General features: G+C 65.5%; 16 protein-coding genes. 7 read left to right on the plus strand and 9 right to left on the minus strand.

Features of this window, described 5'->3' with window-relative positions:
• The first annotated feature begins 57 nt into the window (after positions 1–57).
• Together ACE2AC_RS11715 and ACE2AC_RS11720 are read left to right on the plus strand one after the other, a co-directional pair.
• A complete protein-coding gene (locus tag ACE2AC_RS11715; protein WP_375687272.1) occupies positions 58–1,635 on the plus strand; it encodes a phosphoethanolamine transferase in 1,578 nt (525 codons plus the stop codon).
• Between the two features lie 59 nt (positions 1,636–1,694).
• Positions 1,695–2,033: a diacylglycerol kinase gene (locus ACE2AC_RS11720; protein WP_375687274.1), complete on the plus strand. Its 339-nt coding sequence runs from the start codon at positions 1,695–1,697 to the stop codon at positions 2,031–2,033.
• Here ACE2AC_RS11720 and ACE2AC_RS11725 read toward each other — a convergent pair.
• On the minus strand, positions 1,962–3,260 hold the full coding sequence (locus tag ACE2AC_RS11725) for a histidine kinase dimerization/phospho-acceptor domain-containing protein (protein ID WP_375687275.1): 1,299 nt from the start codon (positions 3,258–3,260) through the stop codon (positions 1,962–1,964). The two genes, ACE2AC_RS11720 and ACE2AC_RS11725, sit on opposite strands and share 72 nt — an antisense overlap.
• A complete protein-coding gene (locus tag ACE2AC_RS11730; RefSeq protein WP_375687276.1) occupies positions 3,257–3,910 on the minus strand; it encodes a response regulator in 654 nt (217 codons plus the stop codon). The genes ACE2AC_RS11725 and ACE2AC_RS11730 overlap by 4 nt, the downstream gene beginning before the upstream one ends.
• A 124-nt stretch (positions 3,911–4,034) precedes the next feature.
• Between ACE2AC_RS11730 and ACE2AC_RS11735 the strand changes: the two genes are divergently transcribed.
• The 4 genes from ACE2AC_RS11735 (at position 4,035) to ACE2AC_RS11750 (ending at position 6,235) form a co-directional block, all read left to right on the plus strand.
• On the plus strand, positions 4,035–4,292 hold the full coding sequence (locus tag ACE2AC_RS11735) for a PepSY domain-containing protein (protein ID WP_375687278.1): 258 nt from the start codon (positions 4,035–4,037) through the stop codon (positions 4,290–4,292).
• Positions 4,285–4,818 carry a cytochrome b/b6 domain-containing protein gene (locus tag ACE2AC_RS11740; RefSeq protein ID WP_375687280.1) on the plus strand — a complete coding sequence of 178 codons (534 nt, stop codon included), beginning with the start codon at positions 4,285–4,287 and terminating at the stop codon, positions 4,816–4,818. The genes ACE2AC_RS11735 and ACE2AC_RS11740 overlap by 8 nt, the downstream gene beginning before the upstream one ends.
• Before the next feature lie 308 nt (positions 4,819–5,126).
• A complete protein-coding gene (locus ACE2AC_RS11745; protein WP_375687281.1) occupies positions 5,127–5,822 on the plus strand; it encodes a hypothetical protein in 696 nt (231 codons plus the stop codon).
• 29 nt (positions 5,823–5,851) lie between these two features.
• Positions 5,852–6,235, plus strand: a complete 384-nt coding sequence (locus ACE2AC_RS11750; RefSeq protein WP_375692099.1) for a hypothetical protein — start codon at positions 5,852–5,854, stop codon at positions 6,233–6,235.
• A gap of 119 nt (positions 6,236–6,354) precedes the next feature.
• Here the strand turns inward: ACE2AC_RS11750 and gyrB are convergent, their stop codons facing one another.
• The 6 genes from gyrB to ACE2AC_RS11780 all read right to left on the minus strand — a co-directional run bounded on the left by gyrB (position 6,355) and on the right by ACE2AC_RS11780 (position 12,751).
• A complete protein-coding gene (gene gyrB, locus ACE2AC_RS11755) occupies positions 6,355–8,772 on the minus strand; it encodes a DNA topoisomerase (ATP-hydrolyzing) subunit B (protein ID WP_375687282.1) in 2,418 nt (805 codons plus the stop codon).
• A 103-nt stretch (positions 8,773–8,875) separates the two neighbouring features.
• Positions 8,876–9,496 carry a LysE family translocator gene (locus ACE2AC_RS11760; protein WP_375687284.1) on the minus strand — a complete coding sequence of 207 codons (621 nt, stop codon included), beginning with the start codon at positions 9,494–9,496 and terminating at the stop codon, positions 8,876–8,878.
• Complete coding sequence (locus tag ACE2AC_RS11765; protein WP_375687286.1) at positions 9,493–9,924, minus strand: VOC family protein; 432 nt, start codon at positions 9,922–9,924, stop codon at positions 9,493–9,495. The genes ACE2AC_RS11760 and ACE2AC_RS11765 overlap by 4 nt, the downstream gene beginning before the upstream one ends.
• Positions 9,921–11,033 (minus strand): DNA replication/repair protein RecF, encoded by a 1,113-nt coding sequence (gene recF / locus ACE2AC_RS11770; RefSeq protein ID WP_375687288.1) that lies wholly within the window; start codon positions 11,031–11,033, stop codon positions 9,921–9,923. The genes ACE2AC_RS11765 and recF overlap by 4 nt, the downstream gene beginning before the upstream one ends.
• Positions 11,034–11,109: 76 nt before the next feature.
• On the minus strand, positions 11,110–12,228 hold the full coding sequence (dnaN, locus tag ACE2AC_RS11775; RefSeq protein ID WP_375687290.1) for a DNA polymerase III subunit beta: 1,119 nt from the start codon (positions 12,226–12,228) through the stop codon (positions 11,110–11,112).
• A gap of 193 nt (positions 12,229–12,421) precedes the next feature.
• A complete protein-coding gene (locus tag ACE2AC_RS11780) occupies positions 12,422–12,751 on the minus strand; it encodes a hypothetical protein (protein ID WP_375687292.1) in 330 nt (109 codons plus the stop codon).
• 205 nt (positions 12,752–12,956) lie between these two features.
• Between ACE2AC_RS11780 and ACE2AC_RS11785 the strand changes: the two genes are divergently transcribed.
• Positions 12,957–13,304: an SH3 domain-containing protein gene (locus tag ACE2AC_RS11785; RefSeq protein WP_375687294.1), complete on the plus strand. Its 348-nt coding sequence runs from the start codon at positions 12,957–12,959 to the stop codon at positions 13,302–13,304.
• Between the two features lie 65 nt (positions 13,305–13,369).
• Here the strand turns inward: ACE2AC_RS11785 and dnaA are convergent, their stop codons facing one another.
• A complete protein-coding gene (dnaA, locus tag ACE2AC_RS11790) occupies positions 13,370–14,770 on the minus strand; it encodes a chromosomal replication initiator protein DnaA (RefSeq protein ID WP_375687296.1) in 1,401 nt (466 codons plus the stop codon).
• Positions 14,771–15,192 lie beyond the last annotated feature (422 nt).

A 15,192-nucleotide genomic window follows, 5' to 3' on the forward strand; every position in this document is an offset into this window, starting at 1 on the left:
ACCCCATCAGAGCGCGCCGGGTATCCCCGCCCGCGAGTGTCCCGGCTTGGACTGAACGTGATCGTCGCGAGCTACGTGATGATCGTGCTCAACACCGGGTTCTGGCATCGGCTGGTGAACCTCTTCGAGGGCCAGCCGCTGGTCTGGGGCTGCTTCGCAGCCGGGACTTGGACGCTGACACTTCTCCTTCTCGAACTGTTCGGCCCAGGCCCGCTCCAGAAGCCGGTGGCCGCGCTGCTGATCCTTGTCGCCGCGGTCGCCCATTACTACGAAAGCGCCTTCGGCGTTCTGATCGACGACGAGATGGTGCGCAACGTGTTCGAGACGACGGTCGCCGAAAGCCGGCACCTGATCACGGCCGACGCATTGCTGCGCATAGGTTTGACCGGGGTTCTGCCAGCGGCACTCGTCTTCTGGCCGCGGATCGCGAGGCGCCCGCTGTGGCACCAGGTGTGGCGGTGGCCCGTTGGCATCGCCGTCACCGCATCGCTGACCGTCGCCTTCGTGCTCACGGACTACAAGGCCTACTCGGCGGCGCTTCGCGAACATCACGACTTGATGGGGTCCTATCAGCCTGGCGCGACGCTCAACGCGGTTCTGCGGTTCGCGAAGGCGCAGATCCCGACCGTGGCGATCGAAGCAAAGCCCTATGGCACCGATGCGCAACCCGGCCCCCTTCTCGAAGCGGCCGAGAAGCCGGTGCTGCTGGTCCTCTTCGTCGGGGAAACCGTCCGTGCGCAGAACTTCGGGCTGAACGGCTACGACAGGAATACCACTCCGGAGCTTGCGCGCCGCCCGGTCATTGCCTTCACCGACGTGACGGCCTGCGGGACCTCGACCGCCGTGTCGGTGCCCTGCATGTTCTCTCCGCTCAACTCGGAGGAATATGAGCACGAGGCATTCCTCGGGTCAGAAAACCTTCTGGACGTGCTTGGCCATGCCGGCTTCGACGTGAAGTGGTGGGACAACAACACCGGCGACCAGAAGGTCGCTGAGCGGACCGGCTGGCAAACAATCGATCCAACGCTCGACCAAGCGGCCTGTGCGCAGGGAGAATGCACCGACGCGGTGTTCCTGCCGCTGATCCGGCAACAGGCGGCCGAGATCACCCGGAACACGGTTCTTGTCCTCCACATGATCGGCAGCCACGGCCCGGCCTACTACCTGCGCTATCCGCCCGAGGCTGCGGCCTATCTGCCGGACTGCCGGACCGCGTCATTCAGCGATTGTTCCAACGAGCAGATCGTGAACACCTACGACAACACCATTCGCGAGACCGACCGGGTCCTTTCCGGGGCCTTGGACATCCTTTCGGAGGCGGACGGGGTGACCCCCGCGATGCTCTACCTTTCTGATCACGGCGAGTCGCTGGGCGAAAACGGCCTCTACCTGCATGCCGCTCCGTCCTTCATGGCGCCCGAGCAGCAGACAAAAGTGCCGATGGTCATGTGGCTGTCGCAAGGGTTTGAAAGCGCGCTCGGACTCGATGGCACCTGCATGGCAGGTCTCGCGGGTCGGCCGGCAAGCCACGACAACCTGTTCCACACGGTGCTCGGGCTGCTCGACGTGGAGACCGAAGTCCGCAGCGACCCTCTTGACCTGACGGCCGGCTGCCGCCCGGTGGAGGGTGCGTGATGTCGGAGCGATCGGAAGACTTCATCGCAGACCGCGTACCAACTCCGAGACGCGGGATCATGCATGCATGGGACGCGGCCGGATATTCCCTTGCGGGTTTCCGGAGGCTGACCGCGGAAAGCGCAGCGCGGCTGGAATTCCTGGGCGGCGCGATCGGAGCGGCGGTGCTGTTCCTCGCGGGCGCCTCGGGCGTTCAGGTCCTTGTCGCGGCAATCCTGTTTCTTCTCCTTCTGGCGGTCGAAGCGCTCAACACGGCGATCGAGGTGCTGACGGATCGCATCTCACCCGGTTGGTCGCAGGAGGCCAAGCACGCCAAGGACCTCGGCTCACTGGCCGTGGGTCTGCTGATCCTCGCCAATCTCGCGTGGGTCGCTGCCGTCGGCGCGGAACTCGTCTGATCCCGCGGCCGCACGCGCCAGCGTCGTGAAGTCGACAGTCACCCGCGCGCGCCCGTCGGCAATCGCGAATTCGGTGTGGAGCCCGTGCTGGGCCGCGATGCTACGGACAACGGCGAGACCGAGCCCGGTCCCCGCGGACTGCCTGCCCTTCTCAAAGCGTTCGAAATGGAAATCGGCCCCGTCACCCACCGGGTTGTCGACACGTATCACCGGGCCCGGTTGCAGCTCAATGCGTACCGGGCCGATCCCATGTTGCACGGCGTTGTACAGGAGGTTCGACAGGAGGATCGCGGACAAGTCGGGGTCCATTCGGATCATGGCCGTCTCGATGTCGTGGTCGTCGAACCGCACCTGGCCAAGCCCCGACTCCTCGAGCAGAAGGCGGATCACGCCTACAAGATCCGCGGTCTTCCCGGCCGAGCGCAGATCGGCCTCGGCGCGCGAAAGTTGAAGCAGGCGTTCAACGAGCTGGCCCAGGCGCTCCAGAGCCGCGGACAGGCGCCGAGGCGCATCCGCGTCGGCCTTCCCCTCGGCGATGAGCTGCGCCTGTGCGCGGGCTGACGCAATCGGCGTCCGCAATTCGTGCGCGGCATCCGATGCGAAACGGCGTTCACTGAACAGAAGCGCATCGATCCGCGCGAGATAGGCGTTCAGAGCTTGCGGAATGGGTTCAAGTTCGCTCGGCAAGCCTTCTGCCGCCATCGGCGACAGATCTGCCGCATCGCGCGTTTCCATATTCGCCGCTAACTGGCGCGCGGGCTGTAGCGCCTGAATCGCGGTGCGGCGGACGATCAGCATGAGCGAAACCAGCAGGATGACCATCAGCATCAGAAAGGCCCGCACGCCCTCGAACATTTCGTGCAGGCGCCATGCGTTCGACTGCCCGAGCTCCACCGAGAGGCCGCTGGCCGGGTCCGTCGCTTTCGCGACGTGCCAGCCCGCGATTTCGTGGTGCCCGTCCCTCACGAGGTCGGGCCAGGGGGCCTCGTCGTGCCTCCCAACACCCAGGACCCGGACCGCCAACTCCCCGGACAACGGCGGCAGGTCGGCATCGGCGCCGGCAACGGAGAGCAGCATACCCGCCTGTTCCGCCAGGGCCTGGTCCAGCAATTCGTCCATCTCGTGCGCGATGACGAAGAGTCCGATGGCGAGGCTGATCAGCCAGCCTGCCGCCACGCCAAGAAGTACGCGCCGTGTCAGGCGCCGTGTCAGGGACCAGGATGTCATGGCAGCTGATAGCCCAGACCACGCCGCGTCTCGATGACGGCATTGCCGAGCTTTCCGCGCAGGCGCGAGATGTAGACCTCGACGGCATTGCCGGAAATCTCGGCGTCGAAGTCGTACAGGCGCTCCTCAAGCGCGGCGCGCGACAGTACCCGGCCACGCGCCGCCAGCAGCGCATCGAAGACGGCCCATTCGCGCGACGTCAGGCGGATTTCGCCGCCGTCGCGCCAGACCCGCGCCCGCGCCCGGTCGATCCTGAGCGCGCCGAGGTCGATCATGGCACTCGGCTCGCCTTCGGCCCGCCGTGCGTGGGCGCGCAGCCGCGCCGCCAACTCGCCGAGGTCGAAAGGCTTTATCACGTAATCGTCCGCCCCGGCATCGAGGCCCTCGATCCGGTCGGTGATCTGGTCCCGGGCCGTGGCGATGATGAACGGGGTCCGGTCCCCGGCACGGCGCCGCTCGCGCAGCAGCGACAGGCCGGACCCGTCCGGCAAGCCGAGGTCCAGAACCACCGCGTCATAATCGGTCACGTCAAGGCAGGCTCGCGCCATTCCGCAATCCCCGGCGAGGTCGACGGCATGACCTGCCGTGACAAGGTAGGTCCTGATGGCAGCGGCAAGGTCTGCCGTATCTTCGATCACGAGAAGTCGCATGGCTGCATCGTAATCGCGGGCTCGACGCCGCGATACGGGGCTGTTGGCCGCATCGCGCCGTAAGGCTGGCGCAAGACGATCACGGCACGAGTCTCGCACTGCCAATCGCATGCAGGAGGACACCATGCGCATTCTGACACCCCTCGTCGTCGCCGCCCTGGCCGCTTCCCCGCTCGCCGCATCCGAACGCTGCAACGTTCCCAAGGCGGACTGGCGGCCGGTCGAAGAGCTCAAGGCCGAGCTTGCCGACAGGGGTTGGAAGATCAGCAACGTGAAGGAAGACGACGGTTGCTACGAGGTCTACGCCAAGGACGGCAGCGGAAACCGGAAGGAAGTCTACTTCGACCCACGGACGTTCGAGGAGATGGGGACCGATGACTGAGGCGGGTGGCGCTCCGCGGGTCAAGGTTTGGGACCGGTTCGTGCGCACGTACCACTGGAGCCAGGCCGCGCTGATTGCCGCGTCCTGGCTGACCGCGGACGACTGGAAATGGGCACACGAGAGGCTCGGGTATCTCCTCGCGGCACTGCTCGCTGCCCGGATCGCCTGGGGTTTCGTTGGCCCCCGAAATGCACGGTTCGCCAGTTTTGTGCGGCCGCCGAGCGAGGTTTTCTCCTACCTCGGAGACGTGCGCCACGGCCACGCGCGACGCTACCTCGGGCACAACCCGGCGGGTGGCGCGATGATCGTGGCACTGATGACCGTCATAGCGGCAACGCTCCTGACAGGCTGGCTGCAGACCACGGACATCTTCTGGGGCTCAGAGGCGATGGCGGAGCTGCACGAGGGACTTGCCGTCCTGATCCTCGTCCTTGTCGCGGTTCATCTTTTCGGCGTGATTGCAGATAGCTTTCGCCATCGCGAGAATCTCGTCCGGGCGATGATCGACGGATACCGACGCTCGTGAGTGCCCCAGCTGGGGTGTCGAAAGCGCCTTGCCAGGCAATTGCACCGATCGAAGCAGCACGTCCGCTTCACGCGCATATTGGCCGTTCGTCGAGTATGCGGCGAACGAACGCTCCCCGCCCTTCCGAAACATCGGCTCTCTGCGACCCCGGGGATCTTCAGCGAACCGGCACGACTAAGTGCCATTATGTGAACTGTTGGAGGGATACCTGCCGGGTCGGCCGATGGTTCCCAGCTTCCCGCCGAGCCTTTGGCCTCGACGGAATCCACAAGTTCGAGCTATAGCTTGATCAGCGTCAGGGAGCGGACATGCAATCAGATCTTATCGGACGCGGGCTATATACCCCAGCGGAAGCCAGCCGCCTACTGAATATCCCGGCGAATAAGATCAGTCGGTGGCTGCGCGGACATAATGTTCAGGGCAAACACTACGAACGGCTTTGGGAGCCGGAGATCAACCTGGGAGATGACCGTGTCTTCCTGGGTTTTCGTGACCTTATGGAAGCCCGCGTTGTTCAAGCGTTCATTCGGCAAGGTATATCTGCGATTGGCATGAGATCGGCCATTCAAGTCGCCCGCGACGTCATCAACGAGAGCCATCCACTCGCAACCAATCGTTTTCGAACCGACGGCCGCGAGATTTTTCTCCATGTGATCGAGACGAATGAAGACGGTGAGGAAAGGGAAAGACTTCTCAATCTTTTCCGCCGCCAATACGAGTTCCGAGGCGTGATCGAACCCATTCTGAAATCAGTTGATTTCGGGCGAGAGGGCAATCCATTGCAATGGTGGCCACGCGGTCGACGAGGCGGCATCGTCGTCGACCCGGAGAGAGCTTTCGGCGCTCCCATTGATGATGTCTCGAGTGTTCCCGTCCACATTCTGGCGGAGACCGGCAGGGCTTTGGGTGTGTCGGAGACAGCGGCGGCCTACTTAGTCTCAGAGGCGAGTGTTCGCCGAGCCATGGACTTCGATGCTGCCCCGGGTGCGGACCTGGCTGCGTGAATGTCTTCTTTGACAACTGCACAGCGCCCGTGCTTGCCAGCACTTTGAACGGCTTCATCTCACACTATGGTCATTCCGCAATACACATATGCAACATGACCGCACTGCCGAAAGGACGTAGCTCCACCGACTTGGAGTGGATTGAACACCTTAGAAGTGACCCGAAGCCTTGGATGTTCATATCCGCAGACGCTCGTGTTCTTAGGAATCCGGCCGAACGAGCCGCTCTAAGAAGCGCCGGCTTGCATGAGTTCATCACCGCTAAGGGTTTTCAGAAAATGCCGATGGAGCAACGAGCGGCTGTTATCCTGCGGAGGTGGCCGGATATGCTCAAGATCACCGATATCCTGTCAGCCCCGACGATGCACGAAATACCGGTGACAAGTCCAAAGCTGAAGTCGCTGCCACTCTGAGTGTATCTCATCGCAGCCAACCTGCTCTTCCTGATTAGTCGATGCCACTACGCAAACCTTTGGGCAAATCGCGCAAACTTATGGGGACCGCGCACGATTATGCGCGATCCTACAATGGCCTAGATATCCAAGTTCGCCACGTTCAGCGCGTTCTGCTGGATGAACTCACGTCGCGGCTCGACCGTATCGCCCATCAGCTTGGTGAAGAGATCGTCGGCCTCGGCCATGTCGTCGACATGGACCTGCAGCAACGTCCGCGCCTCGGGGTCGAGCGTGGTTTCCCACAGCTGCTCCGGGTTCATCTCTCCCAGGCCCTTGTAGCGTTGCATCTGCAGACCGCGCTCGCCCTCTTCGAGGATGGCGCGCAGCAGGTCGAGCGGGCCGTGGATCAGCTGGGTCCGGTCACGCCGCACCAGTTGCGCCGGGTCGGTGTAGATGTCGCGCAGGGGCTTGGTCATCTGGCCCAGCCGCCGCGCCTCGCCCGAGCGCAGGACGGCGCCGTCGAGGGTGCGCAGCTCCTCCACCCCGCGCAGCACGCGTGAGAGGCGGATGCCGTGGTCCTGGGTGATCCGGCCGGTCCAGCCGCGTTCGTACTCCACCGCGATCTGGTCGAGCCGCTGCGCCACCCGGTCCGCCGCACCCTGCAGGTCGGCGTCGACCTGGCCCTCGGCAAAGGCACCGGCGATGGCCGCCTGTTCGAGGATGTGGCGCGGATAATGCGTCGGGAAGGCCTCGAGGATACGCTTGACGAGACGTGCGCCCTCGACCACCCGGACGAGGTCCTGGCCGGTGATCTCCTCGCCGCTGGTCAGGCGCAGCACAGCGCCTTCTGAGCCTTGCGAGATCAGGTAGTCCTCCATCGCGGTCTGGTCTTTGAGGTAGACCTCGGACCGGCCGCGGCTCACCTTGTAGAGCGGCGGTTGGGCGATGTAGAGGTAGCCGCCTTCGATCAGCTCGGGCATCTGGCGATAGAAGAAGGTCAGCAGCAACGTCCGGATGTGCGCGCCGTCGACGTCCGCGTCGGTCATGATGACGATCTTGTGGTAGCGCAGCTTCTCGATGTTGAACTCGTCGCGGCCGATCCCGGTGCCGAGCGCCATCACGAGGTTGCCGATCTCCTGGCTCGACAGCATCCGGTCGAACCGCGCGCGTTCCACGTTGAGGATCTTGCCCTTCAGCGGCAGGATCGCCTGGGTCCGCCGGTCACGCCCGGTCTGGGCGGAGCCGCCGGCCGAATCGCCCTCGACGATGAAGAGCTCGGTCTTGGTGGCATCCTTTTCGGAGCAGTCCTTGAGCTTGCCGGCGAGGAAGTTCACGTCCATCGCCGTCTTGCGCCGCGTCAGCTCGCGCGCCTTGCGGGCCGCCTCGCGGGCCATCGCCGCCTCGACGATCTTCGACACGATGGTCCTGCCTTCGTTCGGGTGCTCCTCGAACCATTCGGCCAGCTTCTCGTTGACGAGGTTCTCGACCGCCGGGCGCACCTCGGAGCTGACCAGCTTGTCCTTGGTCTGGGAGGAGAACTTGGGGTCCGGCACCTTGACCGACAGCACGCAGGTCAGCCCCTCGCGCGCGTCGTCGCCGGTGAAGGTTACCTTTTCCTTCTTGGCGATCCCGCTTTCGCCGGCATAGCGCGTCAGCGTCCGGGTCAGCGCGCCACGGAAGCCCGCCAGGTGGGTGCCGCCGTCGCGCTGCGGGATGTTGTTGGTAAAGGGCAGCACCGTCTCGTGGTAGCTGTCGTTCCACCACATCGCGATCTCGACGCCGATGCCGTCACGTTCGCCGTCGATGTAGATCGGTTCGGGGAACATCGGGTGCTTGGAACGATCGAGGTATTTGACGAATTCCTTGACCCCGCCCTCGTAAAAGAGCTCGGTCCTCAGCGCCTCGGCCGGGCGCTCGTCCTCGAGGACGATCCGCACGCCCGAGTTCAGGAATGCCAACTCGCGCAGGCGCTTTTCCAGCGTCGCGTAGTCGTAGTTGAGGTTCGAGAAGGTCTTGTCCGACGACAGGAACCGCACCTCGGTCCCCTTCTCGCCCTCTGCCTCGCCGACGACCTCGAGCGGTGCGGCGGTGACCGAGTTCTCGAACCGGACGTAGTGTTCCTTGCCGTCGCGCCAGATCCGCAGCTCCAGCCAGTCGCTGAGCGCGTTTACCACCGAGATGCCGACGCCGTGCAGACCGCCCGAGACCTTGTAGGAGTTCTGGTCGAACTTCCCGCCCGCGTGCAGCTGAGTCATGATGACCTCGGCCGCGCTGACGCCTTCCTCGGGGTGCAGGTCGACCGGGATTCCACGCCCGTTGTCGCGCACCGAGACGGAGTTGTCGGCGTGGATCTTCACCTTCACGAAGTCGGCATGACCGGCCAGCGCCTCGTCGATGCCGTTGTCCACGGCCTCGTAGATCATGTGGTGCAGGCCCGACCCGTCGTCGGTGTCACCGATGTACATGCCAGGACGCTTGCGGACAGCGTCCAACCCCTTGAGAACCTTGATGGACTCCGCGCCGTACTGCGGTTCCTGTGCCTGCGGTTCAGCCATGCGTGATGGACCCCTTCTAACCTGTCGATTTTATAGCGGTTGGTGGGGGGATTGTCACGCCGAAGACACAATATTTGGTGGTCCGGCTGCCCCTCGGTCAGGCTCACATGAACGGGATCAGACAGCCCACCAGGATCATCAGGAACCCGGCGGTGATGTTGGTCCGTCTCAGCGCCCGGCCCGAGGTCATCAGCCGCCGCATCCGGTCGATGAAGAGCGCGAAGCAGAGGTTGCCGACCAGCGGCACCAGCATGGAGATCAGGACGATCACCGCCATGTCCGCCGCCGTCACCGCAGACACGTCGAAGAAGCCCGGCAGCACGCCCATGTAGAAGAGGATCGCCTTGGGATTGCCGAGGATCACGGCGACCCCCGCGGCAAAGCCGGCCCAGGCCCCCGGCGCGGTCAGGCGCGAATCCGCCGCGATGGTCTTGTCGGCGTTGCGGATCAGCAGCACGCCCATGGTCAGGAACATCGCCGCGCCGACCAGCCGCAGCACGGTCATGAACCCGTCGAAGACCGACACGATCCACGACACCCCCAGGATCGCCAGCAACGGCCAGAGCGCGTCGCCCACCACCACGCCGAGCGCCAGCGGCCAGGCCGCCCGGAACCCGCCCGACAGCGCCCGTGCGGTCAGCGCCAGCCAGACCGGCCCGGGGGTGAAGAACAGGATGACCAGCGCGCCGGTGTAGAAGGCAAGCTGCGATGCGGTGATGGTCATGCGGGATCGGGGATCGTCAACCGGCCGTCGGCGTCGAGGTGCCAGAACGGGTTCATCGCCAGCTCCCAGACATGGTCGTCGGGATCAGCGTAGTAGCCCGAATAGCCGCCCCAGAACACCTTTTCGGGCCGCTTCAGCGCGGTGGCCCCGGCCTTGAGCGCCGCCGCGAAGGCGGCATCCACCTCGGCTTCGGTCGGAAAGTTCTGTGCCAGCGTCACCGCGCCCGTTCCCAGCACGGCCCCCGCACGCCCCTGGTCCTCGGCCAGCGCGGCCCGGCCGAAAAGCCCGAGCGCCATGCCCTCCATCCGGAAGAACACGACCTCTTCCGGTCCCGGCACCGGCTGCCAGCCAAGCGCGCCGTAGAAGGCGCGGGATCGGTCGAGGTCCTCGACGCCGAGGGTGATCAGCGTGACACGCTGCGGGTTCATGGTGCCTTCCTCTCCGCGACGGCACTTTCGCCGCCGCTTTCGGTCACTTCCAGGTACTGCGCCCGGCCGCCCAGGTCGGTGAAGAGCTCGGGCCCGGTCCCGGTCATCCAAGCCTGCGCCCCGAGCGCACAGATCTCGTCATAGAGCGCAGCCCGTCGCCCGGCGTCAAGGTGGGCCGCCACCTCGTCCAGGAGCAGGATCGGCGGCGCGCCGAAGTCCCGCGCCAGCCCCCGTGCATTGGCGAGGATGAGCGAGATCAGCAGCGCCTTCTGCTCCCCGGTCGAGGCATCCCTGGCCGCGATCCCCTTGGCCGCCCAGTGCGCCTCCATGTCGACCCGGTGCGGCCCCACCAGCGTGCGCCCCGCCGCCAGGTCGCGGGCGCGCCCCTCGGACAGGGCGGTGCGCAGGTCCTCGATCTCCGCCGGCAGGTCACTTTCGGGATGCAGCAGTGACAATTCCGGCGCCGGAAACGCCGTCTCGGCCGCCTCGGTCGCCTCGGCGATCAGCGCCAGCGCCCGAATGCGATTGGCGATGATCTCGGCCCCCGCCTCGGCCATCTGCCGCTCCAGCGCGACGTACCAGTGCCCGTCGCGCACCATGTCCTTCAGCAGCCGGTTTCGCTCCCGCATCGCCTTGTCGTAGGCCAGCGACGCGTCGGCATGTCCCGGCACGAACGACAAGGTCATGCGGTCAAGGAACCGGCGCCGCCCCTCCGCCCCCTCGATCCAGAGCCGGTCCATCGACGGCACCAGCCAGAGCACCCGCGCGATCCGGCCAAGCGCCACCTGCGCCGCCGCCTTGCCGTCGATCCTGACCTGCCGCGCCGCGCCGCCCTCGGCCCGGATCTCGACCTCGTGCAACTGGTGCAACGACCGCAGCGTGCCGGTCAGCTTCCAGCCCAGGCTCTCGGGCCGGCGCGCCATGTCCTCCGCCGCCGCGCGGCGCATGCCACGCCCGGGCGAAAACAGCGACACGGCCTCGATCAGGTTGGTCTTGCCCGCCCCGTTCGGCCCCCAGATCGCCACCGGGCGACCGTCGAACGCCAGCGCCGCCCGCCGGTGCGACCGGAAATGCGACAGGGCCAGTTCGGTCAGATACAGCTCCGCCAAACCGGCCCCCTCTTCATCTTGCCAGAAATACTCCCGCCGGAGGCAACGCCGCGCCAGCGGCGTCCGCGCGCGAAAGTCAGACGCGCATCGGCATGACCACGTAGACCGCCGAGGTGTCGTTGCCCTCGCGCATCAGCGTCGGATCGCCCGAGGAGTTGAAAAGGAACACCGCGTTCTCGCGGTCCACCTGGCTTGCAATCTCGAGCAGGTACTTGGCGTTGAAGCCGATCTCGAGGTGGTCGTCGCCATAGGCCACCGCCAGCTCTTCCTCGGCGGCGCCGCTGTCGGGCGCGTTCACGGACAGCACCAGGCGGTCCTCGTCCAGCGCCATCTTCACGGCACGCGACCGCTCGGACGACACCGTCGCCACCCGATCCACCGCCTTGGCGAACTCGGCCGCGTCGACCTCGAGCCGCTTGGGGTTGTTCTGCGGGATGACCCGCGTGTAGTCGGGGAAGGTGCCGTCGATGACCTTGGAGGTCAGCGTGATGTCGGGCGTTGCGAACCGCACCTTGGTCTCGCTCACCGACACGGCGATCTCGGTCTCGTCGTCTTCCAGCAGCTTGCGCAGTTCGCCCACGGTCTTGCGGGGCACGATCACGCCCGGCATGTTCTCGGCGCCCGAGGGCAGCTCGGCGTCGATCCGGGCCAGGCGGTGGCCGTCGGTGGCGACGCAGCGCAGGACGCGCCCGCTCTCGCCCTCGGCGATGTGCATGTAGACGCCGTTCAGGTAGTACCGCGTCTCTTCGGTCGAGATGGCGAACTTCGACTTGTCGAACAGCCGTCGCAGAACCGGCGCCTTGGCACCGAAGTTCGCGGTGTACTCCGACGACGCCATCTGCGGGAAATCTTCCTTGGGCAGCGTGGCGAGCGCGAAGTTCGACCGCCCGGCCTCGACCACCAGCCGCCCCGAGGCGCCGTCGTCGGTCAGGGTGACGAGCGCGCCGTCCGGCAGCTTGCGCACGATCTCGTGCAGGGTGACGGCGCTGACCGTCGTGGCGCCCGCGCGTTCGACCATCGCCGGCGCCTTGTCGACCACCTCGATGTCAAGGTCGGTGGCGCGGAACTGGACCGTCGATCCCTCGGCCTCGATGAGGACGTTGGCCAGGATCGGGATCGTGTTCCGGCGCTCGACAACGGATTGCGCCTGGGCCACGGCCTTGAGCAGCGTGCCGCGTTCGATGCTGAGTTTCATCCCTCGCTCCTGTCCATTGCCCGGCCCTGTGCAGGAACCGCCTGCCGGGAGGCTCACGCTAGCGGTTTTGGTCCCCGGCTCAAGCGTTTTCTTGCCTTTACGGGGCCAGCGGCCGAAGCGTCAAGCGAGTGCGGCGTGGTTTCGTCCTACCTGCCGCAGAAGCGCATCACGCGGGCCGCTGCGGCGGCGATGATCAGCCGCTTTCGGCCTGCATCAGCAGCACCGCGACCACCGCCAGCGCCACCCCCGCCGCCTGTCGCGGTCCGAGCGCCTCGTTGAAGGCGAAATGCCCCAGCCCGGCGAGGAGGATGAGCGTCGCGGCGGAATAGATCACCCCGATCGCGGCCAGCGAATGGGTCCGCATCAGGACGAACCAGCCGAACGCCGGGACGGCGTAGAGAAGGACGCCAAGGACGAAGAAGCCGGACCAGACACCATGGTGATGGGTCGTGGCCAGCTTGATGCAGAGATCGCCCAGCATGGTCAGGAGCGAGATCACGGCGACGATGACGAGGCTGTTCATGGTGTCCCCCGCGCTGATCGGGGACAGGGGCGCATGGGGATGCGCGAGGTGCCGCCGGAATGGGCGGACAGGCAATGGCGTTTCATGACAATGACTTCTCTAAAATCAATGATCCGATCAGGCCGGAATTCGGCCTTCAGGTCAACCTGCAATTGCGGAAGGCGCCCGTTTCGGCAAGGTTTGCCATGACCGGAAGGACCCGCCGATGCGCTGCCAAGTGACCGAGGACTGGACCGCCACCTACCCCGACCCGATCACCCTGCGGGCCGGTGAGGCGCTGGTGCCGGACGGGCGCGAAGACCTCTGGGACGGGCACCGCTGGATCTGGGCGGCCAATGCGGCGGGCCTTGAGGGATGGGTGCCCGACACCCTCGCCCGCCGGCGCGGCAGGGGCTGGGTGGCGGCGCGGGACTACTCGGCCAAGGAACTGACCTGCCGCGTCGGCGAGATCCTCGACGTGATCGAGGCGACCCATGGCTGGCATCTCTGCCGCAATGCCGTGGGCCGGGAGGGGTGGGTGCCCGACCGCAACCTGCGCCGCCTGCCCGGCTGATCCCCGAAACGAAAAAGCCCGTCCTTGGGGACGGGCATTCTCGGTCACGCGGGATGCGTCTGCCGTCAGGCTTCGAGCGCGCGGCGCAGCATCTCCAGGTCTTCGGCGATCTGGCCGTCCTGCGCCTTCAGCTCCTCGATGCGCTTCACGCCGTGCAGCACGGTGGTGTGGTCGCGGCCGCCGAACCGCCGCCCGATCTCGGGCAGGGAGCGCGAGGTGAGCTGCTTGGACAGGTACATCGCCACCTGCCGCGGACGGGCATAGCTGCGCACCCGCTTGGGGCCCAGCATGTCGCTGAGGCGGATGTTGTAATGCTCGCTGACCTTGCGCTGGATCTCCTCGACGGTGATCTTGCGCTCGGAAATCCGCAGGATGTCCGACAGGCAGTCCTGCGCGAGGTCGAGCGTGATCTCCCGCCCGACGAGCGAGGCGAAGGCGAAGAGCCGCGTCAGCGCCCCTTCGAGCACGCGGACGTTGGTGCTGATCCGGTGGGCGAGGAACTCCAGAACGCCGTCCTTGATCACGAGGTCCGGCTGCTGGCGGCGGAAGCTCTCGGTCTTGGACTGCAGGATGCCGAGGCGCAGCTCGTAGTCGGTCGGATGCAGGTCGACGACCAGGCCGCACTGCAGGCGCGACTTGATGCGCTCTTCCATGTCCTTCATCTCGCCCGGGGGGCAATCGCCCGAGATGATGATCTGCTTGTTCTGGTCGATCAGCGCGTTGAACGTGTGGAAGAACTCTTCCTGCGTGCTGTCCTTGCCGGCGATGAACTGGACGTCGTCCACCATCAGCACGTCGACCGAGCGGAAGAGCGACTTGAAGTCCATGATCTTCTTGTCGCGCAGCGCCTGCACGAAGCGGTACATGAACTGCTCGGCGCTCAGGTACACGACGTTCAGCTCGGGGTGCGCGGTCTTCAGTTCCCAGGCGATGGCATGCATCAGGTGCGTCTTGCCGAGGCCGACGCCACCGTAAAGGAACAGCGGGTTGAAGGTGACGGGCCCACCTTCAGCGACACGGCGCGCGGCGGCATGGGCGAGCTCGTTGGGCTTGCCGACCACGAAGGTGTCAAAGGTGAACCGGCTGTCGAGCGGCGCGGGCGGCAGCAGCGCATCCCTGGCTGCGGGCCTGGGCGCCGCGGGCCTCGCCTCGGCCACGGCCACGGCCACGGCGTCGCCTGCCGTCGCCTCGGCCATCCGCGGTTCGGGCTGGGCCTGGCTGTTGGCCGGCACGGTCGAGAACTCGATCCGGCGGACGGCGGAATCCACGGCCGCGATCCGGTGCAGGATCAGGTCGCCGTAATTCCGCGATACGTAAGTGCCGGCGAAATTCGTCGGCGCTGCAATTCGCGCGACACCGCCGTCGCTATTCACGAATTGCAGGGGTTCAATCCAATTGCGATAATTGCTTTCACCAAGGGTTTCCAGCAATTGCTTTTTAAGCTCGCCCCATTGTTCTGTCGTCATGTGTTTGGTCTCGCCCCAATCCAGTCCCAATACAACAACGGCCTTTTATCGCGAACCCGTAGCCAGACGGGCACCCAACACTTGTGCCAGGGGGAGCTTTGCGCACAGGACATGGAACCGCTTTTCGCGGTTTTCGTGTCGATCCGGTACTCTGCAGGCGCGCCGTTGCACGAGGCAACAGATTATCGTTGGCAAGGCGCAGAACCTTGCCGGTGTTTTTTCGACGCGTGCCCGAAGGCATCCCTGCAGACATGCATCCATCTCGGTCGCAGCTGACCGGCCCGGATGTTACCGGGCCTGACGGATACTGAACCGGAACCGGTTCACCATGTCCCCCCAAGGCGAAGTGACTCGCATGTCAGAAGCTAGCAACCCGCTCCGCGCACCGGCAAGCACACATCGCACTTGACTCGGATTTAACG

The organism is Pseudooceanicola sp. LIPI14-2-Ac024 (assembly GCF_042188925.1).
In the GTDB taxonomy this organism is placed as follows: domain Bacteria; phylum Pseudomonadota; class Alphaproteobacteria; order Rhodobacterales; family Rhodobacteraceae; genus Pseudooceanicola.